This is a genomic window from Tardiphaga sp. 285_C5_N1_2 (genome assembly GCF_052076065.1).
In the GTDB taxonomy this organism is placed as follows: domain Bacteria; phylum Pseudomonadota; class Alphaproteobacteria; order Rhizobiales; family Xanthobacteraceae; genus Tardiphaga; species Tardiphaga robiniae.
In genome coordinates this window covers 4478570-4501574 of the sequence record NZ_CP197241.1, presented here as the reverse complement: position 1 = coordinate 4501574, position 23005 = coordinate 4478570, and the positions used below count along the sequence as shown (strand labels likewise).

Sequence of the window (23005 nt, the reverse complement as noted above, 5' to 3'; positions counted from 1 at the left end):
AGATCAGGCAGCTTTCTGCGCGCCGTTCGGCCGGAAGCCCAACAGGTGACTAATGGCGAAAACGAGATCGGCGCGGTTCATCGTATAGAAATGGAAGTCACTGACGCCCTGCTTGGCGAGCTTCTGCACCTGGCCAGCGGCCACGGTGGTGGCTACCAGTTTGCGTGTCTCGGCATCGTTATCGAGGCCGTCGAACTTGGCGGCGAGCCAGTCGGGCACTGTGGTGCCAGCACGGGTGACGAAGGCTCTCGCCTGCTTGAAATTATGCATCGGCATGATGCCGGGCAGCACAGGGATATCGATGCCGCGGGCGCGGACCTTGTCGAGGTAGCGGAAGTAGAGATCGTTATCGAAGAACACCTGGGTGATGGCGCGAGTCGCGCCGGCATCGACTTTCGCCTCTAGCGTATCGATGTCAGCATCGAAGTCGGCGCTCTCGGGATGCTTCTCCGGATAGGCGGAGACGGTGACGTCGATATCGGGATAGCGGTTGCGGATGCTGGCGACCAGATCGGCGGAGGTCTTGTAACCGTCGGGGTGCGGTATATATTCCGTGCCGATGCCTGTGGTCGGATCGCCGCGCAGGGCCACGATGTGGCGAACGCCGGCCTCATGATAGCGGGTCACGACATCGTCGATTTCGCTTTTCGGCGCGCCGACGCAGGTCAGATGCGCCGCCGGGGTGAGGGCGGTCTCCTTGAGCAGGCGGACGATGGTGGCGTGGGTGCGCTCGCGCGTCGACCCACCGGCGCCATAGGTCACCGACACGAAGGACGGGTTCAGCGGCGCCAGGCGCTCAATGGTGTCCCACAGGGTGCGGTCCATCTCCTCGGTCTTCGGCGGGAAGAACTCGAAGGAGATATTGGGAAGCTTGCTTGAGGTGGCCGGGTTGATCTCGGTCATCGCGTCGAACTCCACCGCGCAGGGCGGTACCGGGTGTCATCTGGCGCCAAGTCCAAGGGACTTTGGCTGCACTGCACAAAGATAGGCTATGGTCGGTGACTGAAATAGCCCATCTAGAGCAGTTTTAGGGTGGGAATTGGCCCAACTAAGGGCAGATATCTCGCGTAATTTCCCTCGTTGGAATATAAGTGGGCAGCGCCGGTTTCCCGCAAAACTGCCAGAATATGGCTTTAAATAGCCAATGTAGCCACTTCGATCTATGGACGGTGTATGTGGGCAGATGTCGTGTAATTATTCTTATATCATAATTCGTCCCACGAGAGGCGGCCCTCGTTGCCGTCGGCGTTTGGGGGAGGCGTTGGTGGCCCAAAACGCTCTTTGCCCTCTCCAGCGCAGGCACTAGCTTGGCGCCATGATCCCATTGTCCATTCTCGACCTCTCGGTCGTCACGTCAGGCACGCCGCCCGCGGGCGCGCTCCGCAACAGCATCGATCTGGCCAAACATGCCGATCGCCTCGGCTATGTCCGCTACTGGCTGGCCGAGCACCACAATTTGGCATCGGTCGCGAGTCCGGCGCCGGAGATCATGATCGGGCAGATCGCGGCGGTAACGCAGCATATCCGGGTCGGCTCCGGCGGCGTGATGTTGCCGAACCATGCGCCGCTGATGGTGGCCGAGCGCTTCAAGATGCTGGAGGCGCTGTTTCCCGGCCGGATCGATCTCGGCCTTGGCCGTGCGCCGGGGACCGATGGTGCCACAGCTTATGCGTTGCGCAACCGTCTTGCCGGCCGCGAGGGCGATGATTTCCTCGAGCGGCTGAGCGAACTGGTACTGTGGGAGACGCGGCAATTCCCGGAAGGTCATCCCTATAACAACGTCGTGGCGATGCCGAATGACGTGCCGCTGCCGCCACTCTGGCTGCTCGGCTCCAGCGACTACAGTTCGGATCTGGCCGCGCAGGTTGGCATGGGCTTCGCTTTCGCGCATCATTTCGCATCCCATGATGCGGCGGATGCGATGGTGCATTACCGCGCGCGCTTCAAGTCCTCCGGCTGGCGACAGGTGCCGCATGCGATTCTCGCCGTCGCAGTGATTTGTGCGGAGACGGATGCCGAGGCCGAGCGGCTGGCCTCGTCAGCCGATCTCAATCGCCTGCGCCGCGACCGCGGCGAATATGCGCCGCTGCCAAGCGTAGAGGAGGCGCTGGCCTATCCCTATAGCGACAGCGAGAAGATGAAGGTCGCACGCAACCGTTCGCGACTGTTCGTCGGCAGCCCGTCGACAGTCATGGAAAAGCTGCAGCCGCTCGTCAGCGAATGCCAGGCCGATGAGTTGATGGTCATTACCGCGATGTATGATCATGAGGCGCGGAAGCGGTCCTATGATCTGTTGGCGGATGTATTTCAATTGCAGAGAGCAGCAGCCTAGGCGCAGCGAGCTTAGCGAGCGCCGCGACAATGGGAGGGGGTGATGGCGCCTCTGGTAACACCGCGTGGCCTTGGCGAAGTTGTTCTGCGTGTCAGCGACATGCCGCGCGCGGTCAGTTTCTATCGAGATGTCCTTGGCCTCAGTGTGCTGCGCGCCTTCGACGATCGGATTGTATTTCTCAAAGTGGAAGATGGCTTTGAAGGCCATCACCGGATTATCGGCCTTTTCAGGGCCGATCAGCCGTCCAATCGTGACGACACGAAATGGTCCGCTCCCGATTTGCGGGCACCCACTCTGCATCACCTTGCGCTGGAGATTGCGTTATCGGACTATCAGTCTGCTCTTGATGCCCTGACGAAGGCGGGTTTCAAGCCGAACACCTACGAACACCGATGGATCGGCTGGCGCTCCATTTACGTCACCGATCCGGACGGCAATATCGTCGAGTTGGTTGCGGTCGATGCGTCAATTTGCGAGGCGTCGTAAAGTTTCGAAAGGCAATGTCGGGATCGGGACTACCGAAACGTCCTTGGATAGGCGCCGTCACCACACGAGGTAAAACCTATGCTCTATGCAATCCTGGCCTATCACGTCGAAGACGTCGTCGTGTCGTGGACGGCCGATGAAGATACCGCCGTGATGGCCAATCTTCATGAGCTTCACGAGAAGCTGACGGCCGACGGCCGGATGGGGCCGGCCGCGCGGCTGGGCGGCACTAAGGGTGCATTCACCCTGCGCGGACCCGGCGCTGGCGTGGTCATCGACGGCCCCTTTGCTGAGACCAAGGAGCAGTTGCTCGGCTTCTATGTCGTCGATTGTGCGACCCGTGAGGACGCCGTCGCGACCGCGCGCGATCTGCGCCGCGTCAATCCGACTGCGGTCTATGAAATCCGTCCGGTTCAGCTATTTCTGCCTGGATCGCCCATGGCGGCGACGCATGCGCTGACCGATCACGTCCGGCCGGCGTCGTCCTGAACTTGCCGGTTACGAGGTCGGTTCGCCGAAGGTCGCGCGGAAAGGATGCGCCGGATAGACGCCGACGATCCTGAATTCGCGTGAGAAGAACTTCAGTTCTTCGAGTGCGAAAGCGAGGTTGCGGTCATCCGGATGGCCGTCGACATCGGCGTAGAACTGCGTGGCGAAGAACTCGCCGTCGACCATGTAGCTTTCCAGCTTGGTCATGTTGACGCCGTTGGTGGCGAAGCCGCCGAGTGCCTTGTAGAGCGCCGCAGGAAGGTTGCGGACGCGGAAAACAAAACTGGTGACCAGCGGTTCGGAGCCCTGCGGCGCCCACTTGGCGTCTTTGGAAAGGATGACGAAACGCGTGGTGTTGTGATCCTCGTCCTCGACGTCCTCGGCGAGAATTTCGAGCCCGTAGATATCTGCCGCGAGCCGTGAGGCCAGCGAGGCGCAGCTCTTGTCGCCGCGTTCGGCAATCGCGCGGGCCGAGCCGGCGGTATCGGCGGCGACGATGGCCTTGATGCCGAGCTTGCGGATGATGCGGCGGCACTGGCCGAGCGCGTGGACGTGGCTTTCCACCGTCTTGATGTCGGTGAGCTTCGCGCCGGGCAGCGCCATCATCTGGTGGTGAATGGGCAGAAACCACTCACCGACGATATGCAGGCCTGACTGCGGCAGTAGATGGTGGATGTCGGCGACGCGGCCGGCGATCGAGTTCTCGATCGGAATCATGCCGAGATCGGCCTCGCCCGAGGTGATCGCGGCCAGCGCATCCTCGAAAGTGGCGCAGGGCAGCGGCTCGGCATTCGGAAACGCCTCAACGATGGCGATATGGGAATTGGCGCCGGGCTCGCCCTGGAATGCGATCTTCATGATCTGATTTTTGGGAATGGTCATGGCGGGCCTTGTATCAGTCACTCAGGTTTTTGCCAGTAGCCGGCGGGCGGTTTCGAGATCCGCGGGCGTATCGACGCCGAGCGGGACGCTATCGACGATGGCGGCGTCGATCCGCATGCCGGCTTCCAGTGCGCGGAGCTGTTCGAGCTTTTCGCGCAGCTCCAGCGTCGACGGCGCGAGTTTGACGAAGCCTTCGAGCGCGGCGCGCCGATAGGCATAAAGCCCGATGTGATGGTAGCGGGGCCCGTCGCCATAGGGCGCCGTGGCGCGGGTGAAATACAGCGCACGCAGCCGGTCAGGCCCGGCTGGCGAGCCGATCAGCTTCACCACGCTCGGATTGGTATGTTCGTCATCCTTGTGGATCTCGGTCGCCAGGGTCGCGATGTCGACCGCGGGGTCGTCGAGCAGGCGGACCGCGGCGCTAATGTCGCCCGGCGGAATAGTGGGCAGGTCGCCCTGGACGTTGACGATGGTCTGGACGTGTCCGGCCGGGTCCAGTTTGCACAGGGCCTCAAATATCCGGTCGGACCCTGATGGATGGTCCGGGGAGGTCATGACCGCCTCGAAACCGTGGGCTTTAACGGCGTCCGCGATGTCGGCCGTATCGGTGGCGATGGCGACACGGCCCAGACCGGCCTCTTTGGCGCGTCGCGCCACATGCACGATCATCGGCAGCCCGCCGATATCGAGCAGCGGCTTGCCGGGCAGGCGGGTGGCCGCCATGCGGGCGGGAATGAGCACCAGGGTGCGTGTGTCTGTCATGTCAAAATCGGCTTGGATTCCAGTGATCTTCCCCCCGAAAAGTATGATGCACATCAAAGGGCGCGGCGTTTATACGGGTTGCCAGAGGATGGGCAAACCGTTATCTCAAAACGGCAGGCCCGAGGGCCGCAGGAACGTGATTCCTGAGTGTGTCGAGGCCGTTGGAGCGGCCTTCCAATGACCTAAAACGGCGTGGGGCTTTTCGACTATGGACTCCTTCGAACTCAACAAGATTATGGGCGCCATTCTCGGCACCTGCCTGGTTCTGATGGTGACGAATTTCACCGCCCAGGCCGTGTTTTCACCGAAGCATATGGAAAAGCCCGGCTTTGATATTGCCGTGAAGGAAGAGGCTGCCGGTGGTGCCAAGGCTGCTGCCGCGCCGTCCGAACCGATCGAAAAGCTGCTGCAGACCGCTTCGGTCGAGAAGGGCTCAACCGCAGCCAAGAAGTGCGCCGCCTGCCATACTTTCGAAAAGGGCGGTCCGAACCGCGTTGGCCCGAACCTGTTCGGCGTCGTCAATGAGAAGGTGGGCGAAGGCAAGGCCGGGTTCAACTTCTCGGCGGGCATGAAGGCCAAGGGCGGCACCTGGACCTTCGAGGAGTTGAACAAGTTCATCGCCAATCCGAAGGGCACCGTACCGGGCACGGCCATGGGCTTCGCCGGCATTCAAAAGGATAGCGAGCGCGCCGACGTGATCGCCTATCTGGCAACTCTCGCCGATAAGCCGGTGCCGCTGCCCACTGCAGCGAAATGAGGACGGTGTCGTAACGCTGTTCCTGGGTAATTTATCATCGATTCAACGGCCAGGCTCAGCCTGGCCGTTTTCGTATCTGCATTACCAAAGCTTAAGCGGGACGTTTGGCCGCAACGCGTTAGGATGCAACCAGCGTGACGGGTGGTATCCTGCGGAAAAGCCGGCATAATCGGTCGAACCCTCGCCTTATATGACCGTTCTAATAGACTGCTTCGGTTCACAGGATTCAACACATTGACGATTTCCCGACGCCGCCTTCTCCAGACCAGCGCCTTCGCCGCACTTGCCCCTGTCATCGGTGGTGCCGGCAGCCTCTCCGTCATCGACGCAGCAAGTGCCCAGTCTACGACTAAAGGTGTAGAGTGGCGCCACGCGCTGTCCCTGTTCGGGGAGATCAAGTATCCGGCGGAGTTCAAGCGCTTCGACTACGTCAATCCGGAAGCTCCCAAGGGCGGCACCGTCCGCCAGATCGCCATCGGCACCTTCGACAATTTCAACATCGCGGTGGCCGGCGTGAAGGGCAACATCGCCGGTGCCGTCGGACTGATCTACGAGTCCCTTACGACAGGATCGCTGGACGAGGTCTCGACCGAATATGGCCTGCTCGCGGAAGCCGTCAGCCATCCCGAGGATTACTCCTGGGTGTCCTATCGGTTGCGGGCGAATGCCAAGTGGCATGATGGCAAGCCGGTGACCCCGGAGGATGTGATCTTCTCGCTGGAGTCCTTCAAGAAATATCACCCGCAATATTCCGCCTATTACCGCCATGTGGTGAAGGCCGAGAAGGTCGGTGAGCGCGAGATCAAGTTCACCTTCGATGCACCCGGCAACCGCGAATTGCCGCAGATCGTCGGCCAGCTCACGGTGCTGCCCAAGCACTGGTGGGAGGGCAGCAACGCCTCCGGCACCAAGCGCGACATCGGCAGCACCACGCTGGAGATGCCGCTCGGCAGCGCCGCCTATCGCATCAAGGAGTTCGTCCCGGGGCGCTCGGTGTCGGTGGAGCGTGTGAAAGACTATTGGGGGCGCGACCTCAACGTGAATGTCGGTCGCAATAATTTCGACGAGCTGCGCTACGAATATTTCCGCGACGGCACCGTTGCGCTCGAAGCCTTCAAGGGCGACCAGGTGGATTGGCGCACCGAAAATAGCGCGAAGAACTGGGCGACGGCCTATGACTTTCCGGCGGTGGCCGAGAAGCGCGTCATCCTCGAAGAATTCCTCAATCGTTCGTCGGGCATCATGCAGGGCTTCGCGCTCAACATTCGCCGCGACAAGTTCAAGGATGCGCGTGTTCGCCGCGCGCTGAACTATGCGTTCGACTTCGAGGAGATGAACAAGCAGATCTTCTTCGGCCAGTACAAGCGCATCTCCAGCTATTTCGACGGCACCGAGCTTGCGTCGTCGGGCCTGCCGGAAGGCAAGGAGCTGGAGATTCTGGAGACGGTGCGTGCCGAAGTGCCACCGGAGGTTTTCACCAAGCCCTATACGAATCCGGTCGGTGGCAGTGCTGAAAATGTACGCGGCAATCTTCGCGAAGCGCTACAATTGTTCAAGGAAGCGGGCTACGAAGTCCGTGATCGCAAACTGGTCAATGCCAAGACCGGTGCGCCGTTTGAGCTGGAATTGCTCGGCGAGGATCCTTCTTTCGAGCGCGTGATGCTGTTCTTCAAGCCGTCGCTCGAACGTCTCGGCATCGGCGTGTCGGTCCGCACCATCGATGCCACCCAATATGAGAACCGGCTGCGGACCTGGGATTTTGACATCGTCGTGTCGTCCTGGCCGGAGTCGCTGTCACCCGGCAACGAGCAGCGTGAATTCTGGGGCTCGCAGGCTGCCGATATGGCCGGCTCACGCAACATCGTCGGCATCAAGAATCCTGCGATCGACAAGCTGATCGATCGCGTGATCTTCACCAAGGACCGCAACGATCTCGTCGCTGCGACCAAGGCGCTGGATCGCGTGCTGCTGTGGAATAACTTCGTGGTGCCGCAATGGACCTACAACAAGGTACGCACCGCGCGCTGGGATCGCTTTGGCCGACCGCCCGAGCCGCCGAAATACGGCCAGTCGGGTTTCCCAGCCATCTGGTGGTACGACGCCGACAAGGCCGCAAAGATCGGCAAGCGCTCTTGAGGAGCACATCGCGCATGGCGCAGCTCAATCGTCGGCACGTGCTGGGTCTCGGGATCGGCGCTATTGCGGTCGCGCACTTCAGCCCCGCTTTGGCGCAGGCGCCGAGCGAAGCCCACGGCATCTCCGCCTTTGGCGATCTGAAATATCCGGCCGATTTTCCGAATTTCGACTACGTCAACGTCAAGGCGCCGAAGGGCGGCGCCTTTTCGACGGTGCCGTCGAGCCGTGCATTCAACCAGTCGTTCCAGACCTTCAATTCGCTGAACGCCTATGTTCTGAAGGGCGACGGCGCGCAGGGCATGGGCATGACCTTCGCCCCGCTGATGGTGCGCGCGGGCGACGAGCCAGACGCGATGTACGGGCTGGTCGCGAAGTCCGTGCAGATCTCTGCCGATGGTCTGACCTATCGTTTTACGCTGAGGCCGGAGGCGCGATTCCATGACGGCAGCAAGCTCACTGCGCGCGATGCGGCGTTTTCGCTGACGGCGCTCAAGACCAAGGGCCATCCCATCATCACGCAGCAGATGCGTGATATGGTGAAGGCCGAGGCTGTCGATGACGTGACGCTGGTGGTGACCTTCGCCGAGAAACGCGGCCGCGATGTGCCGCTGTTTGTCGCCGGCATGCCGATCTTCTCGCAGGCCTATTACGACAAGCGCGCATTCGATGAGACCTCGCTGGAGACGCCGCTCGGCAGCGGTCCCTACAAGGTCGGGCGCTTCGAGGTCGGACGCTATATCGAATTCGATCGTGTGAAGGACTGGTGGGGCGCGGACCTTCCGGTCAACCGGGGCAGCTACAATTTCGATACGGTGCGGTTCGACTTCTATCGCGACCGCGACGTGGCTTTCGAAGGCTTCACCGGCCGCAATTATCTGTATCGCGAGGAGTTCACCTCGCGCATCTGGAACACGCGCTACGATTTCCCGGCGGTGAAGGATGGCCGGGTCAAACAGGAGATGCTGCCCGACGATACACCGTCCGGCGCGCAGGGCTGGTTCCTCAACGCACGCCGCGCCAAGTTCAAGGATCCGCGCGTGCGCGAGGCGCTCGGCAATGCATTCGATTTCGAATGGACCAACAAGACGATCATGTATGGCGCCTATGTGCGCACGGTGTCGCCGTTCCAGAACTCTGACCTGATGGCGACTGGTGCGCCGTCGCCGGAAGAGCTCGCATTGCTGGAGCCGTTCCGCGACAAAGTGCCGGCCGAGGTTTTCGGAGCGCCCTATCTGCCACCGACATCGGATGGGTCAGGTCAGGACCGTGCGCTGCTGCGCAAGGCGATCCAGCTCCTGAACGACGCCGGCTGCGTGATGAAGGACGGCAAGCGCATGACGGCGCAGGGTGAGCCGTTCAAGGTCGAGTTTTTGCTCGATGAGCCTGCCTTCCAGGCGCATCACATGCCTTATATCAAGAATCTCGGCACGCTCGGCATCGAGGCCAGTGTGCGCCTTGTCGATCCCGTGCAATTCCGCGCACGCCGCGACGATTTCGACTTCGATGCAGCCATCGAACGTTTCAGCTTTTCCACGATTCCCGGCGATTCCCTGCGTTCGTTCTTCTCGATGCAGTCGGCAACCACCAAAGGCTCGAACAATCTGGCCGGCATTTCCGATCCTGTCGTCGATGCCCTGATGAACGAAGTTATCGCCGCCGATACGCGGCCCAAGCTGGTCTTTGCGGCGCGGGCGCTGGATCGTGTGATCCGCGCCGGACGTTATTGGGTGCCGCAATGGTATGCAGCGTCGCATCGCGTGGCCTATTGGGATGTGTTCGGCCATCCCGCCAATCTGCCGAAATATATCGGCGTCGGTGCCCCCGATCTTTGGTGGGCGTCCGTAAAACCTTCAAGCGAGCAGGCCAAATAGCATGGGCGCATATATCGCACGGCGCGTGCTGCTGATGTTTCCCACGCTGCTGGGAATCCTGTTCGTCTCCTTCGTCGTGGTACAATTCGCGCCCGGTGGTCCCGTCGAGCGCGTGATCGCGCAGCTCAGCGGCGCGGATACCGGCGCGTCGCGCGTCTCCGGCTCGTCCGGTGGCGACTTCGGTAACCGGGCACAGCCCGGTGCCGCAGGCGATGCGGTGAACTCGAAATATCGCGGCGCGCAGGGGCTCGATCCGGATTTCGTCAAGAGCCTGGAAAAGCAGTTCGGCTTCGACAAGCCTGCGCCTGAACGTTTCGCGCTGATGTTGTGGAATTTCGCGCGCTTCGATTTCGGCAAGAGCTATTTCCGCGACACGACGGTGCTGCAGCTGATCAAGGAGAAGCTGCCGGTCTCGATGTCGCTCGGCATCTGGATGATGCTGATCACCTACCTGATCTCGATCCCGCTCGGCATCCGCAAGGCGGTGCAGGACGGCTCACGCTTCGACACCTGGACCTCGGCCGTCATCATTGTCGGTTTCGCCATTCCCGGCTTCTTGTTTGCGATCCTATTGATCATCCTGTTTTCAGGCGGATCGTTCTGGAGCATCTTCCCGCTGCGCGGCCTGACATCGGACGGCTGGAGCCAGTTCCCGTGGTACTGGAAGATCATCGACTACTTCTGGCACATGACGCTGCCGCTGATCTCGATGGTGCTCGGTGCCTTCGCCACCATGACGCTGCTGACCAAGAACTCGTTCCTCGACGAGATCCGCAAGCAATATGTGATGACCGCACGGGCCAAGGGCTGCAATGAGCGGCAGGTGCTCTACAATCACATCTTCCGCAATGCCATGCTGATCGTCATCGCCGGTTTCCCGGGCGCGTTCATTCACGCGTTCTTCTCGGGCTCGCTGCTGATCGAAACCATCTTCTCGCTCGACGGGCTCGGTCTCCTCGGCTTCGAGAGCGTGCTCAACCGCGATTATCCCGTGGTGTTCGGCACGCTGTTCATCTTCTCGCTGGTCGGTCTCGTCGTGAATCTCTTGTCCGATCTGGCCTATATGTGGATCGATCCGCGGATCGACTTTGAGGCGCGAGAAGTCTGATGACCATCACCGCGCCCCTTCCTGTGGAAAGCACCACGCAGTCGCCGCTCGGCGAAGCCGTGCCACCATCGCGTCACCCGCTCGGCATCTCGCCGCTCAACCAGCGTCGCTGGCAGAACTTCAAGTCCAATCGCCGTGGCTACTGGTCGTTCTGGATTTTCTTGTTCCTGTTCTTCATCTCGCTGTTTGCCGAGGTGATCGCCAATGACCGGCCGTTCTTCATCAAGTTTGACGGCAAGATGTATTTCCCGGCTTTCGTCACCTATTCGGAAACGACTTTTGGCGGTGATTTCGAGACGGCTGCGGACTATCGCGACCCGTTCCTGCAAAAGCTGATCGCCGAGAAGAACGGCACCATCCTCTGGCCGCTGATCCGCTATTCCTACGATACCCACAATCTCGATTTGCCGACGCCGGCGCCGTCAAAGCCGACATGGATGCTCACCGAGGAGCAGTGCAAGCCGGTGGTCGAAAAGAAGGGCCTCAAGAGCTGCCGCGATCTCGAATATAACTGGCTCGGCACCGACGATCAGGGCCGCGATGTTGTTGCGCGGCTGATCTACGGCTTCCGCATCTCGGTGCTATTCGGCCTCGCGCTCACGATCGTTTCGTCAATCATCGGCATCGCCGCAGGCGGTGTGCAGGGCTATTTCGGCGGCTGGGTCGATTTGGCGTTCCAGCGTTTCATCGAAATCTGGAGTGCGATCCCGTCGCTCTATCTGCTGCTGATCCTGTCATCGGTTCTGGTGCCCGGCTTCTTCGTGCTGCTCGGCATCCTGCTGCTGTTTTCATGGGTATCGCTGGTCGGTCTCGTGCGCGCTGAATTCCTCCGCGGTCGCAACTTCGAATATATCATGGCGGCGCGGGCGCTGGGCGTATCCAACGCCAAGATCATGATTCGGCATCTGCTGCCGAACGCGATGGTTGCGACCATGACCTTCCTGCCGTTCATCGTATCGTCCTCGGTGATGACGCTGACCGCGTTGGATTTCCTCGGCTTCGGTCTGCCGCCGGGCTCGCCATCGCTCGGCGAACTTCTATCGCAAGGCAAGGCCAATGTGCAGGCGCCCTGGCTGGGCTTCACCGGCTTCTTCGCGGTGGCGATCATGCTGTCGCTGTTGATCTTCATCGGCGAAGGCGTCCGCGATGCCTTCGATCCGCGCAAGACGTTCAGGTAGGGCCGCAGCATGGATGCCATCAACCAGCCGCTGCTCGATGTGCGCGATCTCTCGGTCGCATTCCACCATGGCGGCAATACATCGGTCGCGGTCGACAGGGTGTCGTTCGAGATAAAACGGGGCGAGTGCGTTGCGCTTGTGGGCGAGTCCGGCTCGGGCAAATCCGTAAGCGCCATGTCGATCTTGCGGCTGCTGCCCTATCCGACGGCATCACATCCGTCCGGCCATATCCGTTTCAAGGGCCACGAGCTCCTGAGCATGTCGGAGCGCGAGATCCGCGGCATCCGCGGCAACGATATTTCCATCATCTTCCAGGAGCCGATGACCTCGCTGAACCCGCTGCACACGATCGGTGCGCAGATCGGCGAGATACTGCAACTCCATAACGGCATTCGCGGCAGCAAGCCGCGCGAACGAACGCTGGAATTGCTGACGCAAGTCGGCATTCCCGATCCGGAAACGCGTCTCGCCAGCTATCCGCATCAGCTGTCTGGCGGTCAGCGCCAGCGCGTCATGATCGCGATGGCGCTCGCGAACGAGCCCGATCTGCTGATCGCCGACGAACCGACCACGGCGCTGGACGTCACGGTGCAGGCGCAGATCCTCGCTCTGCTGGCCGATATTCGTCAGCGGCTCGGCATGAGCCTCCTCTTCATCACCCACGATCTTGGCATTGTCCGCCGTATCGCCGACACCGTCTGCGTCATGAACAATGGCAAGATCGTCGAGCAGGGGCCGGTGGAGCAGGTGTTCACGTCGCCGCAGCATGCCTACACCAAGGCGCTGCTCGCAGCCGAGCCGAAGCCTGATCCTGCGCCGCCACGGCCGGAAGCGCCGGTGGTGATGTCGGCGGACGGTCTCAAGGTCTGGTTCCCGATTAAGCGAGGCTTGCTGCGCAAGACGGTGGGCCACGTAAAAGCGGTGGACGGCGTCAGCCTGCAAGTGCGGCAGGGCGAGACGCTGGGCGTCGTCGGTGAGTCCGGCTCGGGCAAGACGACGTTAGGGCTCGCGCTGCTGCGGCTGATTTCCTCGCAGGGGCCGATCGTGTTCCTCAGCAAGGACATTCAGGGTTTGCAGTTCAAGGACATGCGGCCGATCCGGCGCGACATGCAGATCGTGTTTCAGGATCCGTTCGGGGCGCTGTCGCCGCGTATGTCAGTCGGAGATATCGTCGCCGAGGGGCTCAGCGTGCATCAGCCTTCTCTTTCGCCGGAGGATCGTGAGACGCGCGTCGTCAAGGCGCTGCAGGATGTCGGTCTCGATCCGAAGACCCGGTTCCGCTATCCGCATGAGTTCTCCGGCGGCCAGCGCCAACGCATCAGCATCGCGCGCGCAGCCGTGCTGGAGCCGAGCTTCGTTGTGCTGGACGAGCCGACCAGCGCGCTCGACATGCTGTTCCAGGCGCAGATGGTCGATCTCCTGCGCGAGCTGCAGCGCAAGCGCGATCTCACTTATCTGTTCATCTCGCATGACCTGCGCGTGGTCGCGTCACTGGCCAGCCATCTCATCGTGATGCGCCATGGCAAGGTGGTCGAGGAAGGGCCGGCGGCCGAGCTGTTCAAGAACCCGAAGAGCGATTACACCCGCGCGCTGTTTGCCGCAGCGTTCAGGATCGAAACGGCACCGGGCGGGGATGCTGCGCAGTAGGACACGATGACGAAAGACAACGATCACCGTCCCACCATTACGGACCGTGCTGCCGATGTCGCTGTCTCGGCCCCGACGGTGGTCGGACGCGGCTTCATGACCTACGAACGGTACGACATCGCGATCATTCGCGCGGACGATGAGACGTTGCGGCAGCAGCGCGACGTGCTGCGTGCGAGCAAGGTGGCAGCAGTAATTCCCATCGATCTGGAGCGCGGCAAGATCGTACTGATCCACCAGTTCCGTTTGCCGGCGCATCTGGCCACGGGGCGTGGCGAGATGGTCGAGATCGTCGCCGGGCGGATCGATGGCGATGAAACGCCGCTCGCCGCCGCTGCGCGAGAATGCGCGGAAGAGATCGGCGTAACGCCGCAGCGTTTGTTTGAACTCTATAGCGTGCTGCCGACGCCAGGCTGCACCGACGAATATATCACGTTCTTTCTCGGCTTCGTCGACAGCAGCAAAGTGTCTGTTCGGGGCGGCCTCGTCGGAGAGACTGAGGATACGCGGCCCTTCGTGGTCTCCATCCACGACGCGATCGCGGCGCTGGATAGCGGTGTAATTCACAATGGCCTAATGGTGAGTGCCCTACAGTGGTTGGCGCTACATCGTGACCGACTGCAGGACTACTACGAGCGCGCGGTGCCTAGTCCAGCCGTTTGATGCTCGTGACATTGCTGCCGGCCGCCCTGATCCGCGCAATGGCGTCTTTCGTGTCCTCGATGGCCGTTGCCATGTGATGCGCATTGGCATGCACGATCGTGTCGGCATCGCGGGCGATGGCGACGTGGCCCTTCCAGAAGATCAGGTCGCCGCGCTTCAGATGCCGCATCTCGGCGTCTGTCAAGGCGCGGCCGAGGCCGCTCTCCTGCATGTCGCTGTCGCGGGGGCATCCGGTTCCCGCGGCGGTCAGGGCGATTTGCACCAGCCCGGAGCAATCGATACCGAGGCTGCTTTTGCCGCCCCAGAGATAGGGCGTGCCGACGAAGTGCTCGGCGACCGCAACGAAATCGTTTTCGAACGCATCGATCTCCGCGACATGCCGCCGCGGTACACAATGTCCGGCATTCGTCATCGCAAACGCGTCGGTCATCTTGACGATGGCCAGGCGCGCGCCGAGCGGCAGCGTATCTGTCGGCGGCAGCTTGATGGAGGGCCCAGGGAAAAGGAACGTCCGGAGCGCGGTCACTTTGTGTGTTGGCGTCGGCCCGGGTGGATAGAGTGCGAGATCCGAAAGCCAGCCGACATAGCCGTCGCCATTGAGTTGGCCCCAGGCCCAGCCTTCGTCGTTGCGATCGTAGATGGTGAAGCGCTCGCCCTTCAAGGCCTGCGTATTCATTTCTGCGCCGGAGAATGGTTGGAGCCGCATAGAGGCGACGCCATCGGCAACCTCGAATTCTTCGCCGTCGACGAAACGTGCGGCCTCGACCTGACCTTCAAGATATCGCGCGGCCACGTCAGGTCGCGCAGGCGTGAGCCGGGGATCTCGTTTATCCATAGCGCTGGCTCAATAGCTGATAGATTGCACGTGCAGCCTGGCATTCGCCACCTTCGGGGCGCGCTGGCTTCGCCGATGGCGTCCAGCCATAGATATCAACATGCAGCCAGCTCTTCGCAGCTTCGACGAAACGCTGCAGGAATAGCGCGCATGTGATTGAGCCGGCAAAGCCACCGGAGGGCGCGTTGTTGATATTGGCGACCTTGGAGTCGAGCCAGGCATCGTAGGGAGCCCAAAGCGGCAGTCGCCAGAGCGGATCGTTCTGCTCCTTCGCACAGCGCGCGATGTCCAGTGCGAGCGTCTCGTCATTGGTGTAGTAGGGCGGCAGATCGGGTCCGAGCGCTACGCGTGCAGCGCCGGTCAGCGTGCCCAGATCGACCAGCAGGTCCGGCTTCTCCTCATCGGCATAGGCCAGCGCATCGGCCAGCACCAGGCGACCTTCGGCGTCTGTATTTCCGATTTCGACCGTCGGACCCTTGCGCGATTTGAAAATATCGAGCGGACGAAAGGCATTGCCGGCTACGGCGTTCTCGACAGCAGGGATCAGCACGCGCAACCGCACTTTCAGCTTGGCGTCCATTACCATCAGCGCCAGCGCGAGAACATTAGCCGCACCGCCCATATCCTTCTTCATGATCAGCATGCCGCTCGATGGCTTGAGATCGAGACCGCCGGTGTCGAAGCAGACGCCCTTGCCGACCAGCGTCACTTTGGGATGCGACGGATCACCCCAGGAGAAATCGATCAGTCGTGGCGCACGTGTCGAGGCCATGCCCACGGCGTGGATCAGTGGGAAATTCCGTTGCACGAGATCGTCGCCGATGATGCAGTTGAACTCTGCGCCAAAACGCGTGGCGAGATTCTTTGCGGCCGCGGCGAGTTCTTCCGGTCCCATATCGTTCGACGGCGTATTGATGAGATCGCGTGCCAGTGCTGCGGCCTCGGCCATGCGACTGATATCGGCGACATCGATGCCATCCGGCGGCACCAGCTTCGCCTTGGGCTCATCATTCTTGCGATAACGGCCGAAACGATAGCTGCCGAGCGCAAAAGCCAGTACGGCGAGGCGGGTGTCGTGGGGGGCGTTGGCGAAACGGTAGGTGCCCGGCGGCAGCAGGCCGGGCAATTGCCCCGGGCGGAACAGGTCGCGGAAGGTCGCGCCGTCGTCTTCCAGCCCGAAGATGACCTGGGCGATTGCGCCATCTTCCGTCGGCAACGCCAGCCAAGCGCCGGGTTTCGCCGCAAAACCGTTGGCCGCGGCGAAAGCTCTCGCCCGCGCGGGGAGTGCCGCGCTGATTTCGGGCCAGGTCGTCTTGGTCGCGAAGGTGATCGGTATGGCGGATGCGGCGGCAGCGGTCTCGAAGGCGGAATGCATATGCGGAATCTCGCGAAAGGGAGCGGCAATGACACCCGAAGCACAAAGGGCGTCAAGCGACGGTATGGGAGGATATGGCGCGGTCTGCACCGATTAACCAGCCATTAGGGTTAACACTCTATTGCTGAAGGCGTCCGGCCCGCCCGTTCGCTCCATTGTTGAGTCAACCTGTCATGCGTCAGCCCCCTTGTCTTGCCCGGCTTTTGACGACCGCGGCGGTGACCGCGATCCTGGCCGCAGGCCTTGCCGGCTGCAAGACCGCGGGCATGTCCGATATCACCGGTTCCCTTGGCGCTCGGGCGGAAGCACCAAGCGATGCCGATCCCGCGCGTGCTGCCGAAGTCTATGGCGAACGCTATCGCGCCAATCCCAAGGATGCTGACGCTGCCCTGCGTTACGGCCAGGCGCTCCGGGCCAACGGCCAGCGGGCCCAGGCCGTTTCGGTGTTCGAACAGGCGACGCTGACGAATCCCGGCAACAGGCCGCTGCTGGCAGGCTACGGCCGCGCGCTAGCCGACGCCGGCAGCTTCCAGCGCGCTTTTGATGTGCTGACCACCGCGCATAGCCCGGCCAATCCGGACTGGCGTATCCTGTCGGCACAAGGCGCCGTCCTTGACCAGATGGGGAGGCATGACGAAGCCCGCCGTTACTACGACAGCGCTCTGAAGATCAGGCCGGAGGAGCCGTCCGTGCTCTCCAATCTCGGTCTGTCCTACATGCTCTCGAAGGATCTGCCGCAGGCCGAGGCGACGCTGCGCCGCGCGCAGGGCCGCGGCAATGTCGATCCGCGCGTCCGCCAGAATCTCGGTCTCGTGGTTGGCCTGCAGGGCCGGTTCGGTGAAGCGGAATCCATCGTGAGGGCTGACCTGCCCCCAGACGAAGCAGCGGCGAATGTCGCCTATCTCAAGCAGATGCTGAGCAGTAAAGGGCAGCCCCGCCTGGGCGCCCGGGACGACGACGCACCGCGTCGGTCGTAATTTCTCGCAGGTCAAATTTCGCAATGACGTTGAGCAAGGCCAAGCTCACCGGCCTCACTGCATCGCTGCGACCTTGATGCCCGTTGGGCCGAGAATGACGACGAACAGAACCGGCAGGAAGAACAGGATCATCGGCACCGTCAGCTTCGGCGGTAGTGCGGCGGCCTTCTTCTCGGCTTCGTTCATGCGCATGTCGCGGTTTTCCTGCGCCATCACGCGAAGGCTCTGACCGAGCGGAGTGCCGTAGCGTTCCGACTGCATTAGCGCCAGACAGACTGATTTGACGCCCTCCAATCCGGTACGCTTTGCGAGGTTCTCATATGCAACCTTGCGATCCTGCAGATAGGACAGTTCGGCCGTGGTCAGTGTGAATTCCTCGGCCAGCGCCACCGACTGCGTTCCGATCTCGATGGACACGCGGCGAAACGCGACTTCGATGGACATGCCGGATTCGATACAGATCAGCAGCAGATCGAGAGCGTCCGGAAATGCGCGGCGGATCGAAAGCTGGCGTTTGGTGATTGCATTCTTGAGAAAGATCATCGGCGCCTGCAGGCCAAGATAGGCGGCACCGAGGCACATGCCGATCTTGATGGGCATCGACTGTTCCATGCGCGAGATGACGAACACATAGAGGATCGCGAAGACGAGGAACACGATCGGCGTGACGGCGCGGAAGAACAGGAAGGTGATATAAGGCGCTTGGCCGCGATAGCCGGCCATGACCAGCTTGTCGAGTGCGGCTTCCTGCGCCAGCCATTTGCTGAGGTTGAAGTCGGTCACAACCTTGGAGACGAGTTGCTTCGGCGTCTGGCGCAGCGACACTCTCTCGCCTTTGGCCATGCGGTCCCGCTCGCGCTGCCGCAGCCGCTCCCGCTCGCTGGCGACCGCTTTCATCCGCTTGGCGAGACCGTCGCCGGCGAACAACGGCGTAAGCAGGCTGTAGGCTGTTGCTGCAACCGCGATCGCGGCAAGCAGCATCGTCATGAAACGGATGTCGTGAAGCTTTGCTATCAGGAGATCGAGCATGCCAGCACCATCAGAAGTCGAAGTTGATCATGCGCTTCATGACGTAGATGCCGCAGGACATCCAGACCACGCAGGCCGCCAGCATCAGGCGGCCTGTCGGATGGGTCCACAGCAGCGAAATATATTCAGGCGTGCTGAGATAGACGAGCAACATCACGATCGGCGGCAGCGAGCCGATGATGCCGGCGGACGCCTTGGCTTCCATCGACATGGCCTGGATTTTCTCGGCCATCTTCTTGCGGTCGCGCAGCACCTTGGAGAGGTTGCCGAGAGCTTCCGAGAGGTTGCCGCCCGATTTTTGCTGGATCGCGATGACGATGCCGAAGAAGTTGGCTTCCGGAAGCGGCATGCGCTCATAGAGCCGCGCGCAAGCCTCGCCGAGCGGCATACCTATGGTCTGAGTTTCGATGATGGCAAGAAATTCGCTGCGTAGGGGTTCCGACGCGTCGGCGGCGACAACCTTGATCGAGTCGAATAGCGGCAGACCGGCCTTGATACCGCGAACGATGACGTCGACGGCATCTGGAAGCGCTTTGAGGAAGGCGGCTTCGCGCCGCTTCTTGAGAAAGCTTAGGATCCAGCGCGGAAGACCGAAGCCGGCGGCGAATCCGAGACCGGCGGCCGCGAGCAGACCGCCGCCAAACATCATGGTCATTAGGAAGCTTCCGCCTCCCAGAATGCCGGAGATCACCATGAATTTCTGGTCGCTCCAGTCGAGGCCGGCCTGCGCGATCCGGATTCCGAGCGGGATCTTCTTTTCCTTCTGGAGACGTGCTTCGACTTCCTTGAGAGATCCTTCGACCTGCTCGCGCCGGGACCGCTGGTTTCTGTCGACCTGGCGCGCCACGGGCTCCGTCCGCGCGACCGATGCACGGCGGGTTTCGGCCTTCTTCTCGCCGGACAACAGCGGATAGAGAAAAACCCAGGCCAGACCGCCGACAGCGATGCTGGCCATGAATGCCAATGCGAGCGCCTGCATGTTCATCATTCGCTCCTCAGTTCGGCGCTATGACTTCGGCAGCATCGAGCGCCGCCGCGAGCCGCTTCTCCTCGCCGTAATAGCGGGCACGATCCCAGAACCGCGGGCGGCCAATGCCGGTCGAGCGGTGCCGTCCGATGATGTTGCCGTTGGCGTCTTCACCGACCATGTCGTAGACGAACAGGTCCTGCGTAATGATGGTGTCGCCTTCCATGCCCATCACCTCGGTGATGTGCGTGATGCGGCGCGAACCGTCGCGCAGACGGGCGGCCTGTACGATGACGTCGATCGACGCGCAGATCATTTCGCGAATGGTGCGCGAGGGCAGCGAGAAGCCACCCATGGTGATCATGGATTCGCAGCGCGACAGCGCTTCACGCGGATTGTTGGCGTGGAGGGTGCCCATCGAGCCGTCATGGCCGGTATTCATCGCCTGCAAAAGGTCGAATGCCTCGGGTCCGCGGACTTCGCCGACGATGATCCGCTCCGGACGCATACGCAGACAGTTACGCACCAGTTCGCGCATCGTGACCTGGCCTTCGCCCTCGATGTTCGGCGGCCGGGTTTCGAGCCGAACCACGTGGGGCTGCTGCAGCTGAAGTTCAGCGGCGTCTTCGCAGGTGATGATGCGCTCGTCGTCGTCGATATAGTTGGTGAGACAGTTCAGCAGCGTGGTCTTGCCCGAACCGGTACCGCCGGAGATCAGCACGTTGGCGCGGCAGCGGCCGATGATCTGAAGGATCTGGGCGCCGTCCGGCGAGATCGCGCCGAATTTGACCAGCTGCTCGAGCGTCAGCTTGTCCTTCTTGAACTTACGAATCGTCAGCGCAGGACCATCGATGGCCAGCGGCGGCACGATGGCGTTGACGCGCGAGCCGTCGGCAAGACGAGCGTCGCAGATCGGTGAGGATTCATCGACGCGGCGGCCGACCTGGCTGACGATGCGCTGGCAGATATTCAGCAACTGCTGATTGTCGCGGAAGCGGATGCCGGTCTTCTGGATCTTGCCGGCGACTTCGATGAACACCGTGCCGGCGCCATTGACCATGATGTCGGCGATGTCGTCGCGCGCCAGAAGCGGCTCGAGCGGCCCGTAACCGAGCACGTCGTTGCAGATGTCGTCGAGCAGTTCTTCCTGCTCGGCAATGGACATCACGATGTTCTTGATCGCGATGATCTCGTTGACGATGTCGCGGATTTCCTCGCGCGCGGATTCGCCGTCGAGCTTGGCGAGCTGCGCGAGGTCGATCGCCTCGATCAGGGCGCCGAAAATCGTCGCTTTGACCTGATAGTAATTTTCGGAGCGGCGCTCTGCGATGACGGGGGCAGGTGCGGCGCGCGCGGGTGACAGCGGCGGCGATGACACAGCCGGTGGCGCAGATACAGCCATCGCGCCGGGAGAAGGCTCCGGCGCGCTGGCGGGCTTGACGGCCCGGACATCGGTATCTGTTCCGCTACGCTTACCAAACACGACAACACTCCATGCGGCGGATTACTTCGACCGCAATTTCTCCAGGAACGGACCCAGGAAGGATCCTCGTGGCTTCTTGGCCTCACCGCGGCCCGTCAGCCGCTGCGCAATTTGCAAAAAGAGTTCGGTGGTGCGATGGCCGGCGGCAATCTCGGCAATCATCTGGCCGTTGTTGGCGGCCGAGCCGAACATCTGCGGATCGAACGGGATCGTGACGATCGGCGGTGTCTCGATGGCCTTGGCGAATTCGCTGGCGCTGATTTCGGGCCGCTTTGGAACGCCGACCTGATTGAGGCAGTACAGCGGTGCGCGATCATTGGGGCGCGAGGCCTTGATCAGATCGTACATGTTCTTGGTATTGCGCAGGTTGGCGAGATCCGGTGCTGCAACGATCAGGATGTCGTCCGCGCCGATCAGTGCCCGCTTGGTCCAGCCCGACCATTGATGCGGCACGTCGAGCACGATGCAGGGCATTGTCGACCGCAGCGTGTCAAAGATCGAGTCGAAGGCCTCGGCGCCAAAATCGTAGACGCGGTCCAGCGTGGCGGGGGCAGCCAGCAGGCTGAGATGGTCGGTGCACTTCGACAGCAGACGGTCGATGAAGGCGGTGTCGACACGATCCGGCGAAAACACTGCGTCGGCGATGCCTTGCGGCGGGTCCTGGTTGTAGTCCAGCCCGGCGGTTCCAAAGGCAAGATCGAGGTCGGCGACAACGGAGTCCAGCGCCAGATCGCGCGCGATCGCCCAGGCGACGTTGTGAGCGATGGTGGACGCGCCGACGCCGCCCTTGGCGCCGACTACGGCAATGATACGGCCGACCGCCTTGGCTTCCGGCGCCGAGAACAGTCCGCAGATCGAACGAACGACGTCGATAGTCGCAACAGGCGCGATCACGTAGTCGCTGACGCCGCGACGAACGAGCTCGCGGTAGAGCGTGACATCGTTGACCTTGCCGATCACCACCACGCGGGTACCGGAATCGCAAACCGTCGCCAGTTGATCAAGGCCAGCGAGAATGTCGCCGCGCGGTTCGGTCTCGAGAACAATGACGTTCGGCGTCGGTGCTGACCGATAGGCCTCGATGGCCGCAGGCATGCCGCCCATCTGAATCTTGATGTGAGCCTTGCCCAGACGCCTGTCCTCGGCGGCGGCCTGCACAGCGGCAGCGGTTTCCACGGTCTCGCAGAACGCCTGCACCGACACCCGCGGTGCCGGCGCAATATGCTCCTCTGCCGCGGGTGTTGCGGCGGAGGGCTGCTCGTCTGCGGTTTTCTGCGCGTAGCTAATCATTGGCCCACATTGCTGATTCTGGTCTTGTCTTCGGGATAGGTCGTCGCAGTGCTCTCACCCTTGCGATACTTGTCCAGCACGACGGTACGTCGGCCGGCATAGACAGGGGTTTCGGCGCGCGGCTGAACCAGGTCGGAAGGATTGGCGACCATGGCGGCGAGATTGCGTTGCTGGGCGCAGCCGAGATTGTAATATGGCTTGTTCGCGAGATAGCCCTTGTTCTTGATCGACGACGCAAGGTCGTCGGGCCAGGTGCCGCACGGACCAGCCGAAGCCGCGATCAGCGGGTAGCTGACGCGGATGGTCGGCAACATACGCGGATCGCTCGGCTGATAGCTGCGCATCAGGACGCCGTTCTGGGGCACACCGATCGCCATCAGGAGCGAATGAACCTCACGATAAGACTCTCTGGCGGCGCGTGCGTTCGGTGTATTGACCGGCACCTCCGCAGTGATGACGCCGGTGCCTTCGCGCAACCAGTCCTGACCGAGCGATACGACATCCGCGCGCTGTGTGGCCGACAGGCCGCCGCGCTGGCTGCCGACGAAGACCTCGGTGGTCTTGGCCCGTTCTTCGACAACGATGGGATGCCGCAGCCGGTAATCGTCCGGTATGCTCGACGTGGTGTCCTGCGCAACGGTCTTGCAGCCGCCGAGCGCAAGCGCCAGGAACAGCAGCGCGCCAGTGGCGGTCCGTGTGCGCGAAGAGTGTATCGCTGTGTGATTGATCATGGTCATC

The 23005-nt window shown here is 61.9% G+C and carries 21 protein-coding genes; 11 read left to right on the top strand and 10 right to left on the bottom strand.

The window, feature by feature from the left end:
- Positions 1-3 precede the first annotated feature (3 nt).
- On the bottom strand, positions 4-903 hold the full coding sequence (metF, locus tag AB7951_RS21255; RefSeq protein WP_309947381.1) for a methylenetetrahydrofolate reductase [NAD(P)H]: 900 nt from the start codon (positions 901-903) through the stop codon (positions 4-6).
- A gap of 412 nt (positions 904-1315) precedes the next feature.
- On the opposite strand from metF, the gene AB7951_RS21250 reads away from it, so the two are divergent.
- The 3 genes from AB7951_RS21250 (at position 1316) to AB7951_RS21240 (ending at position 3307) form a co-directional block, all read left to right on the top strand.
- Complete coding sequence (locus AB7951_RS21250; RefSeq protein ID WP_439062416.1) at positions 1316-2332, top strand: LLM class flavin-dependent oxidoreductase; 1017 nt, start codon at positions 1316-1318, stop codon at positions 2330-2332.
- A gap of 42 nt (positions 2333-2374) precedes the next feature.
- Positions 2375-2818 carry a VOC family protein gene (locus tag AB7951_RS21245; RefSeq protein WP_439062417.1) on the top strand — a complete coding sequence of 148 codons (444 nt, stop codon included), beginning with the start codon at positions 2375-2377 and terminating at the stop codon, positions 2816-2818.
- A gap of 78 nt (positions 2819-2896) precedes the next feature.
- The gene (locus AB7951_RS21240; RefSeq protein WP_093759237.1) at positions 2897-3307 is read left to right on the top strand and encodes a YciI family protein; all 411 of its coding nucleotides are present in this window, start codon (positions 2897-2899) and stop codon (positions 3305-3307) included.
- A gap of 9 nt (positions 3308-3316) precedes the next feature.
- Here the strand turns inward: AB7951_RS21240 and AB7951_RS21235 are convergent, their stop codons facing one another.
- Both AB7951_RS21235 and AB7951_RS21230 read right to left on the bottom strand, forming a co-directional pair.
- Entirely contained in the window at positions 3317-4165 is an 849-nt protein-coding gene (locus AB7951_RS21235; RefSeq protein WP_068736325.1) for a prephenate dehydratase, read from the bottom strand.
- A 45-nt stretch (positions 4166-4210) separates the two neighbouring features.
- The gene (locus AB7951_RS21230) at positions 4211-4951 is read right to left on the bottom strand and encodes a 3-deoxy-manno-octulosonate cytidylyltransferase (protein WP_089261562.1); all 741 of its coding nucleotides are present in this window, start codon (positions 4949-4951) and stop codon (positions 4211-4213) included.
- Positions 4952-5159: 208 nt separating this feature from the next.
- Between AB7951_RS21230 and AB7951_RS21225 the strand changes: the two genes are divergently transcribed.
- The 7 genes from AB7951_RS21225 (at position 5160) to AB7951_RS21195 (ending at position 14311) form a co-directional block, all read left to right on the top strand.
- Positions 5160-5708 (top strand): c-type cytochrome, encoded by a 549-nt coding sequence (locus tag AB7951_RS21225; protein ID WP_068736206.1) that lies wholly within the window; start codon positions 5160-5162, stop codon positions 5706-5708.
- A gap of 234 nt (positions 5709-5942) precedes the next feature.
- The gene (locus AB7951_RS21220) at positions 5943-7844 is read left to right on the top strand and encodes an extracellular solute-binding protein (protein WP_439066184.1); all 1902 of its coding nucleotides are present in this window, start codon (positions 5943-5945) and stop codon (positions 7842-7844) included.
- A gap of 14 nt (positions 7845-7858) precedes the next feature.
- On the top strand, positions 7859-9715 hold the full coding sequence (locus tag AB7951_RS21215; RefSeq protein WP_439062419.1) for an extracellular solute-binding protein: 1857 nt from the start codon (positions 7859-7861) through the stop codon (positions 9713-9715).
- Between the two features lies 1 nt (position 9716).
- Positions 9717-10823 (top strand): microcin C ABC transporter permease YejB, encoded by a 1107-nt coding sequence (locus AB7951_RS21210; protein WP_068736211.1) that lies wholly within the window; start codon positions 9717-9719, stop codon positions 10821-10823.
- The gene (locus AB7951_RS21205; RefSeq protein ID WP_439062420.1) at positions 10823-12001 is read left to right on the top strand and encodes an ABC transporter permease; all 1179 of its coding nucleotides are present in this window, start codon (positions 10823-10825) and stop codon (positions 11999-12001) included. The genes AB7951_RS21210 and AB7951_RS21205 overlap by 1 nt, the downstream gene beginning before the upstream one ends.
- 9 nt (positions 12002-12010) lie before the next feature.
- Positions 12011-13648 (top strand): ABC transporter ATP-binding protein, encoded by a 1638-nt coding sequence (locus AB7951_RS21200; RefSeq protein ID WP_439062421.1) that lies wholly within the window; start codon positions 12011-12013, stop codon positions 13646-13648.
- Between the two features lie 6 nt (positions 13649-13654).
- Complete coding sequence (locus tag AB7951_RS21195) at positions 13655-14311, top strand: NUDIX domain-containing protein (RefSeq protein WP_439062422.1); 657 nt, start codon at positions 13655-13657, stop codon at positions 14309-14311.
- On the opposite strand, the gene AB7951_RS21190 is transcribed toward AB7951_RS21195, so the two are convergent.
- Together AB7951_RS21190 and AB7951_RS21185 are read right to left on the bottom strand one after the other, a co-directional pair.
- A complete protein-coding gene (locus AB7951_RS21190) occupies positions 14295-15146 on the bottom strand; it encodes a C40 family peptidase (protein ID WP_439062423.1) in 852 nt (283 codons plus the stop codon). The two genes, AB7951_RS21195 and AB7951_RS21190, sit on opposite strands and share 17 nt — an antisense overlap.
- The gene (locus tag AB7951_RS21185; protein WP_439066188.1) at positions 15139-16521 is read right to left on the bottom strand and encodes a leucyl aminopeptidase family protein; all 1383 of its coding nucleotides are present in this window, start codon (positions 16519-16521) and stop codon (positions 15139-15141) included. Before AB7951_RS21185 ends, AB7951_RS21190 begins: the two co-directional genes overlap by 8 nt.
- 173 nt (positions 16522-16694) lie before the next feature.
- Here AB7951_RS21185 and AB7951_RS21180 point away from each other — a divergent pair, with 173 nt between their 5' ends.
- Positions 16695-17498 (top strand): tetratricopeptide repeat protein, encoded by an 804-nt coding sequence (locus AB7951_RS21180; RefSeq protein WP_439062425.1) that lies wholly within the window; start codon positions 16695-16697, stop codon positions 17496-17498.
- 54 nt (positions 17499-17552) lie between these two features.
- On the opposite strand, the gene AB7951_RS21175 is transcribed toward AB7951_RS21180, so the two are convergent.
- From AB7951_RS21175 to AB7951_RS21155, 5 genes are read right to left on the bottom strand one after another with little or no spacing between them, the layout of a single operon-like run.
- Positions 17553-18527 (bottom strand): type II secretion system F family protein, encoded by a 975-nt coding sequence (locus AB7951_RS21175; RefSeq protein WP_089261544.1) that lies wholly within the window; start codon positions 18525-18527, stop codon positions 17553-17555.
- 10 nt (positions 18528-18537) lie between these two features.
- A complete protein-coding gene (locus tag AB7951_RS21170) occupies positions 18538-19512 on the bottom strand; it encodes a type II secretion system F family protein (protein ID WP_120288695.1) in 975 nt (324 codons plus the stop codon).
- Between the two features lie 10 nt (positions 19513-19522).
- Entirely contained in the window at positions 19523-20977 is a 1455-nt protein-coding gene (locus AB7951_RS21165; RefSeq protein WP_439062426.1) for an ATPase, T2SS/T4P/T4SS family, read from the bottom strand.
- A 21-nt stretch (positions 20978-20998) separates the two neighbouring features.
- Positions 20999-22267, bottom strand: a complete 1269-nt coding sequence (locus AB7951_RS21160; protein ID WP_089261540.1) for an AAA family ATPase — start codon at positions 22265-22267, stop codon at positions 20999-21001.
- Positions 22264-22998 carry a CpaD family pilus assembly protein gene (locus tag AB7951_RS21155; protein ID WP_089263573.1) on the bottom strand — a complete coding sequence of 245 codons (735 nt, stop codon included), beginning with the start codon at positions 22996-22998 and terminating at the stop codon, positions 22264-22266. The genes AB7951_RS21160 and AB7951_RS21155 overlap by 4 nt, the downstream gene beginning before the upstream one ends.
- Positions 22999-23005 lie beyond the last annotated feature (7 nt).

Bases quoted from the DNA above. Each gene is read 5' to 3' on its own strand.
- metF (WP_309947381.1), bottom strand. From the start codon at position 903: ATGACCGAGATCAACCCGGCCACCTCAAGCAAGCTTCCCAATATCTCC.
- AB7951_RS21250 (WP_439062416.1), top strand. From the start codon at position 1,316: ATGATCCCATTGTCCATTCTCGACCTCTCGGTCGTCACGTCAGGCACG.
- AB7951_RS21245 (WP_439062417.1), top strand. From the start codon at position 2,375: ATGGCGCCTCTGGTAACACCGCGTGGCCTTGGCGAAGTTGTTCTGCGT.
- AB7951_RS21240 (WP_093759237.1), top strand. From the start codon at position 2,897: ATGCTCTATGCAATCCTGGCCTATCACGTCGAAGACGTCGTCGTGTCG.
- AB7951_RS21235 (WP_068736325.1), bottom strand. From the start codon at position 4,165: ATGAAGATCGCATTCCAGGGCGAGCCCGGCGCCAATTCCCATATCGCC.
- AB7951_RS21230 (WP_089261562.1), bottom strand. From the start codon at position 4,951: ATGACAGACACACGCACCCTGGTGCTCATTCCCGCCCGCATGGCGGCC.
- AB7951_RS21225 (WP_068736206.1), top strand. From the start codon at position 5,160: ATGGACTCCTTCGAACTCAACAAGATTATGGGCGCCATTCTCGGCACC.
- AB7951_RS21215 (WP_439062419.1), top strand. From the start codon at position 7,859: ATGGCGCAGCTCAATCGTCGGCACGTGCTGGGTCTCGGGATCGGCGCT.
- AB7951_RS21210 (WP_068736211.1), top strand. From the start codon at position 9,717: ATGGGCGCATATATCGCACGGCGCGTGCTGCTGATGTTTCCCACGCTG.
- AB7951_RS21205 (WP_439062420.1), top strand. From the start codon at position 10,823: ATGACCATCACCGCGCCCCTTCCTGTGGAAAGCACCACGCAGTCGCCG.
- AB7951_RS21200 (WP_439062421.1), top strand. From the start codon at position 12,011: ATGGATGCCATCAACCAGCCGCTGCTCGATGTGCGCGATCTCTCGGTC.
- AB7951_RS21195 (WP_439062422.1), top strand. From the start codon at position 13,655: ATGACGAAAGACAACGATCACCGTCCCACCATTACGGACCGTGCTGCC.
- AB7951_RS21190 (WP_439062423.1), bottom strand. From the start codon at position 15,146: ATGGATAAACGAGATCCCCGGCTCACGCCTGCGCGACCTGACGTGGCC.
- AB7951_RS21185 (WP_439066188.1), bottom strand. From the start codon at position 16,521: ATGCATTCCGCCTTCGAGACCGCTGCCGCCGCATCCGCCATACCGATC.
- AB7951_RS21180 (WP_439062425.1), top strand. From the start codon at position 16,695: ATGCGTCAGCCCCCTTGTCTTGCCCGGCTTTTGACGACCGCGGCGGTG.
- AB7951_RS21175 (WP_089261544.1), bottom strand. From the start codon at position 18,527: ATGCTCGATCTCCTGATAGCAAAGCTTCACGACATCCGTTTCATGACG.
- AB7951_RS21170 (WP_120288695.1), bottom strand. From the start codon at position 19,512: ATGAACATGCAGGCGCTCGCATTGGCATTCATGGCCAGCATCGCTGTC.
- AB7951_RS21160 (WP_089261540.1), bottom strand. From the start codon at position 22,267: ATGATTAGCTACGCGCAGAAAACCGCAGACGAGCAGCCCTCCGCCGCA.
- AB7951_RS21155 (WP_089263573.1), bottom strand. From the start codon at position 22,998: ATGATCAATCACACAGCGATACACTCTTCGCGCACACGGACCGCCACT.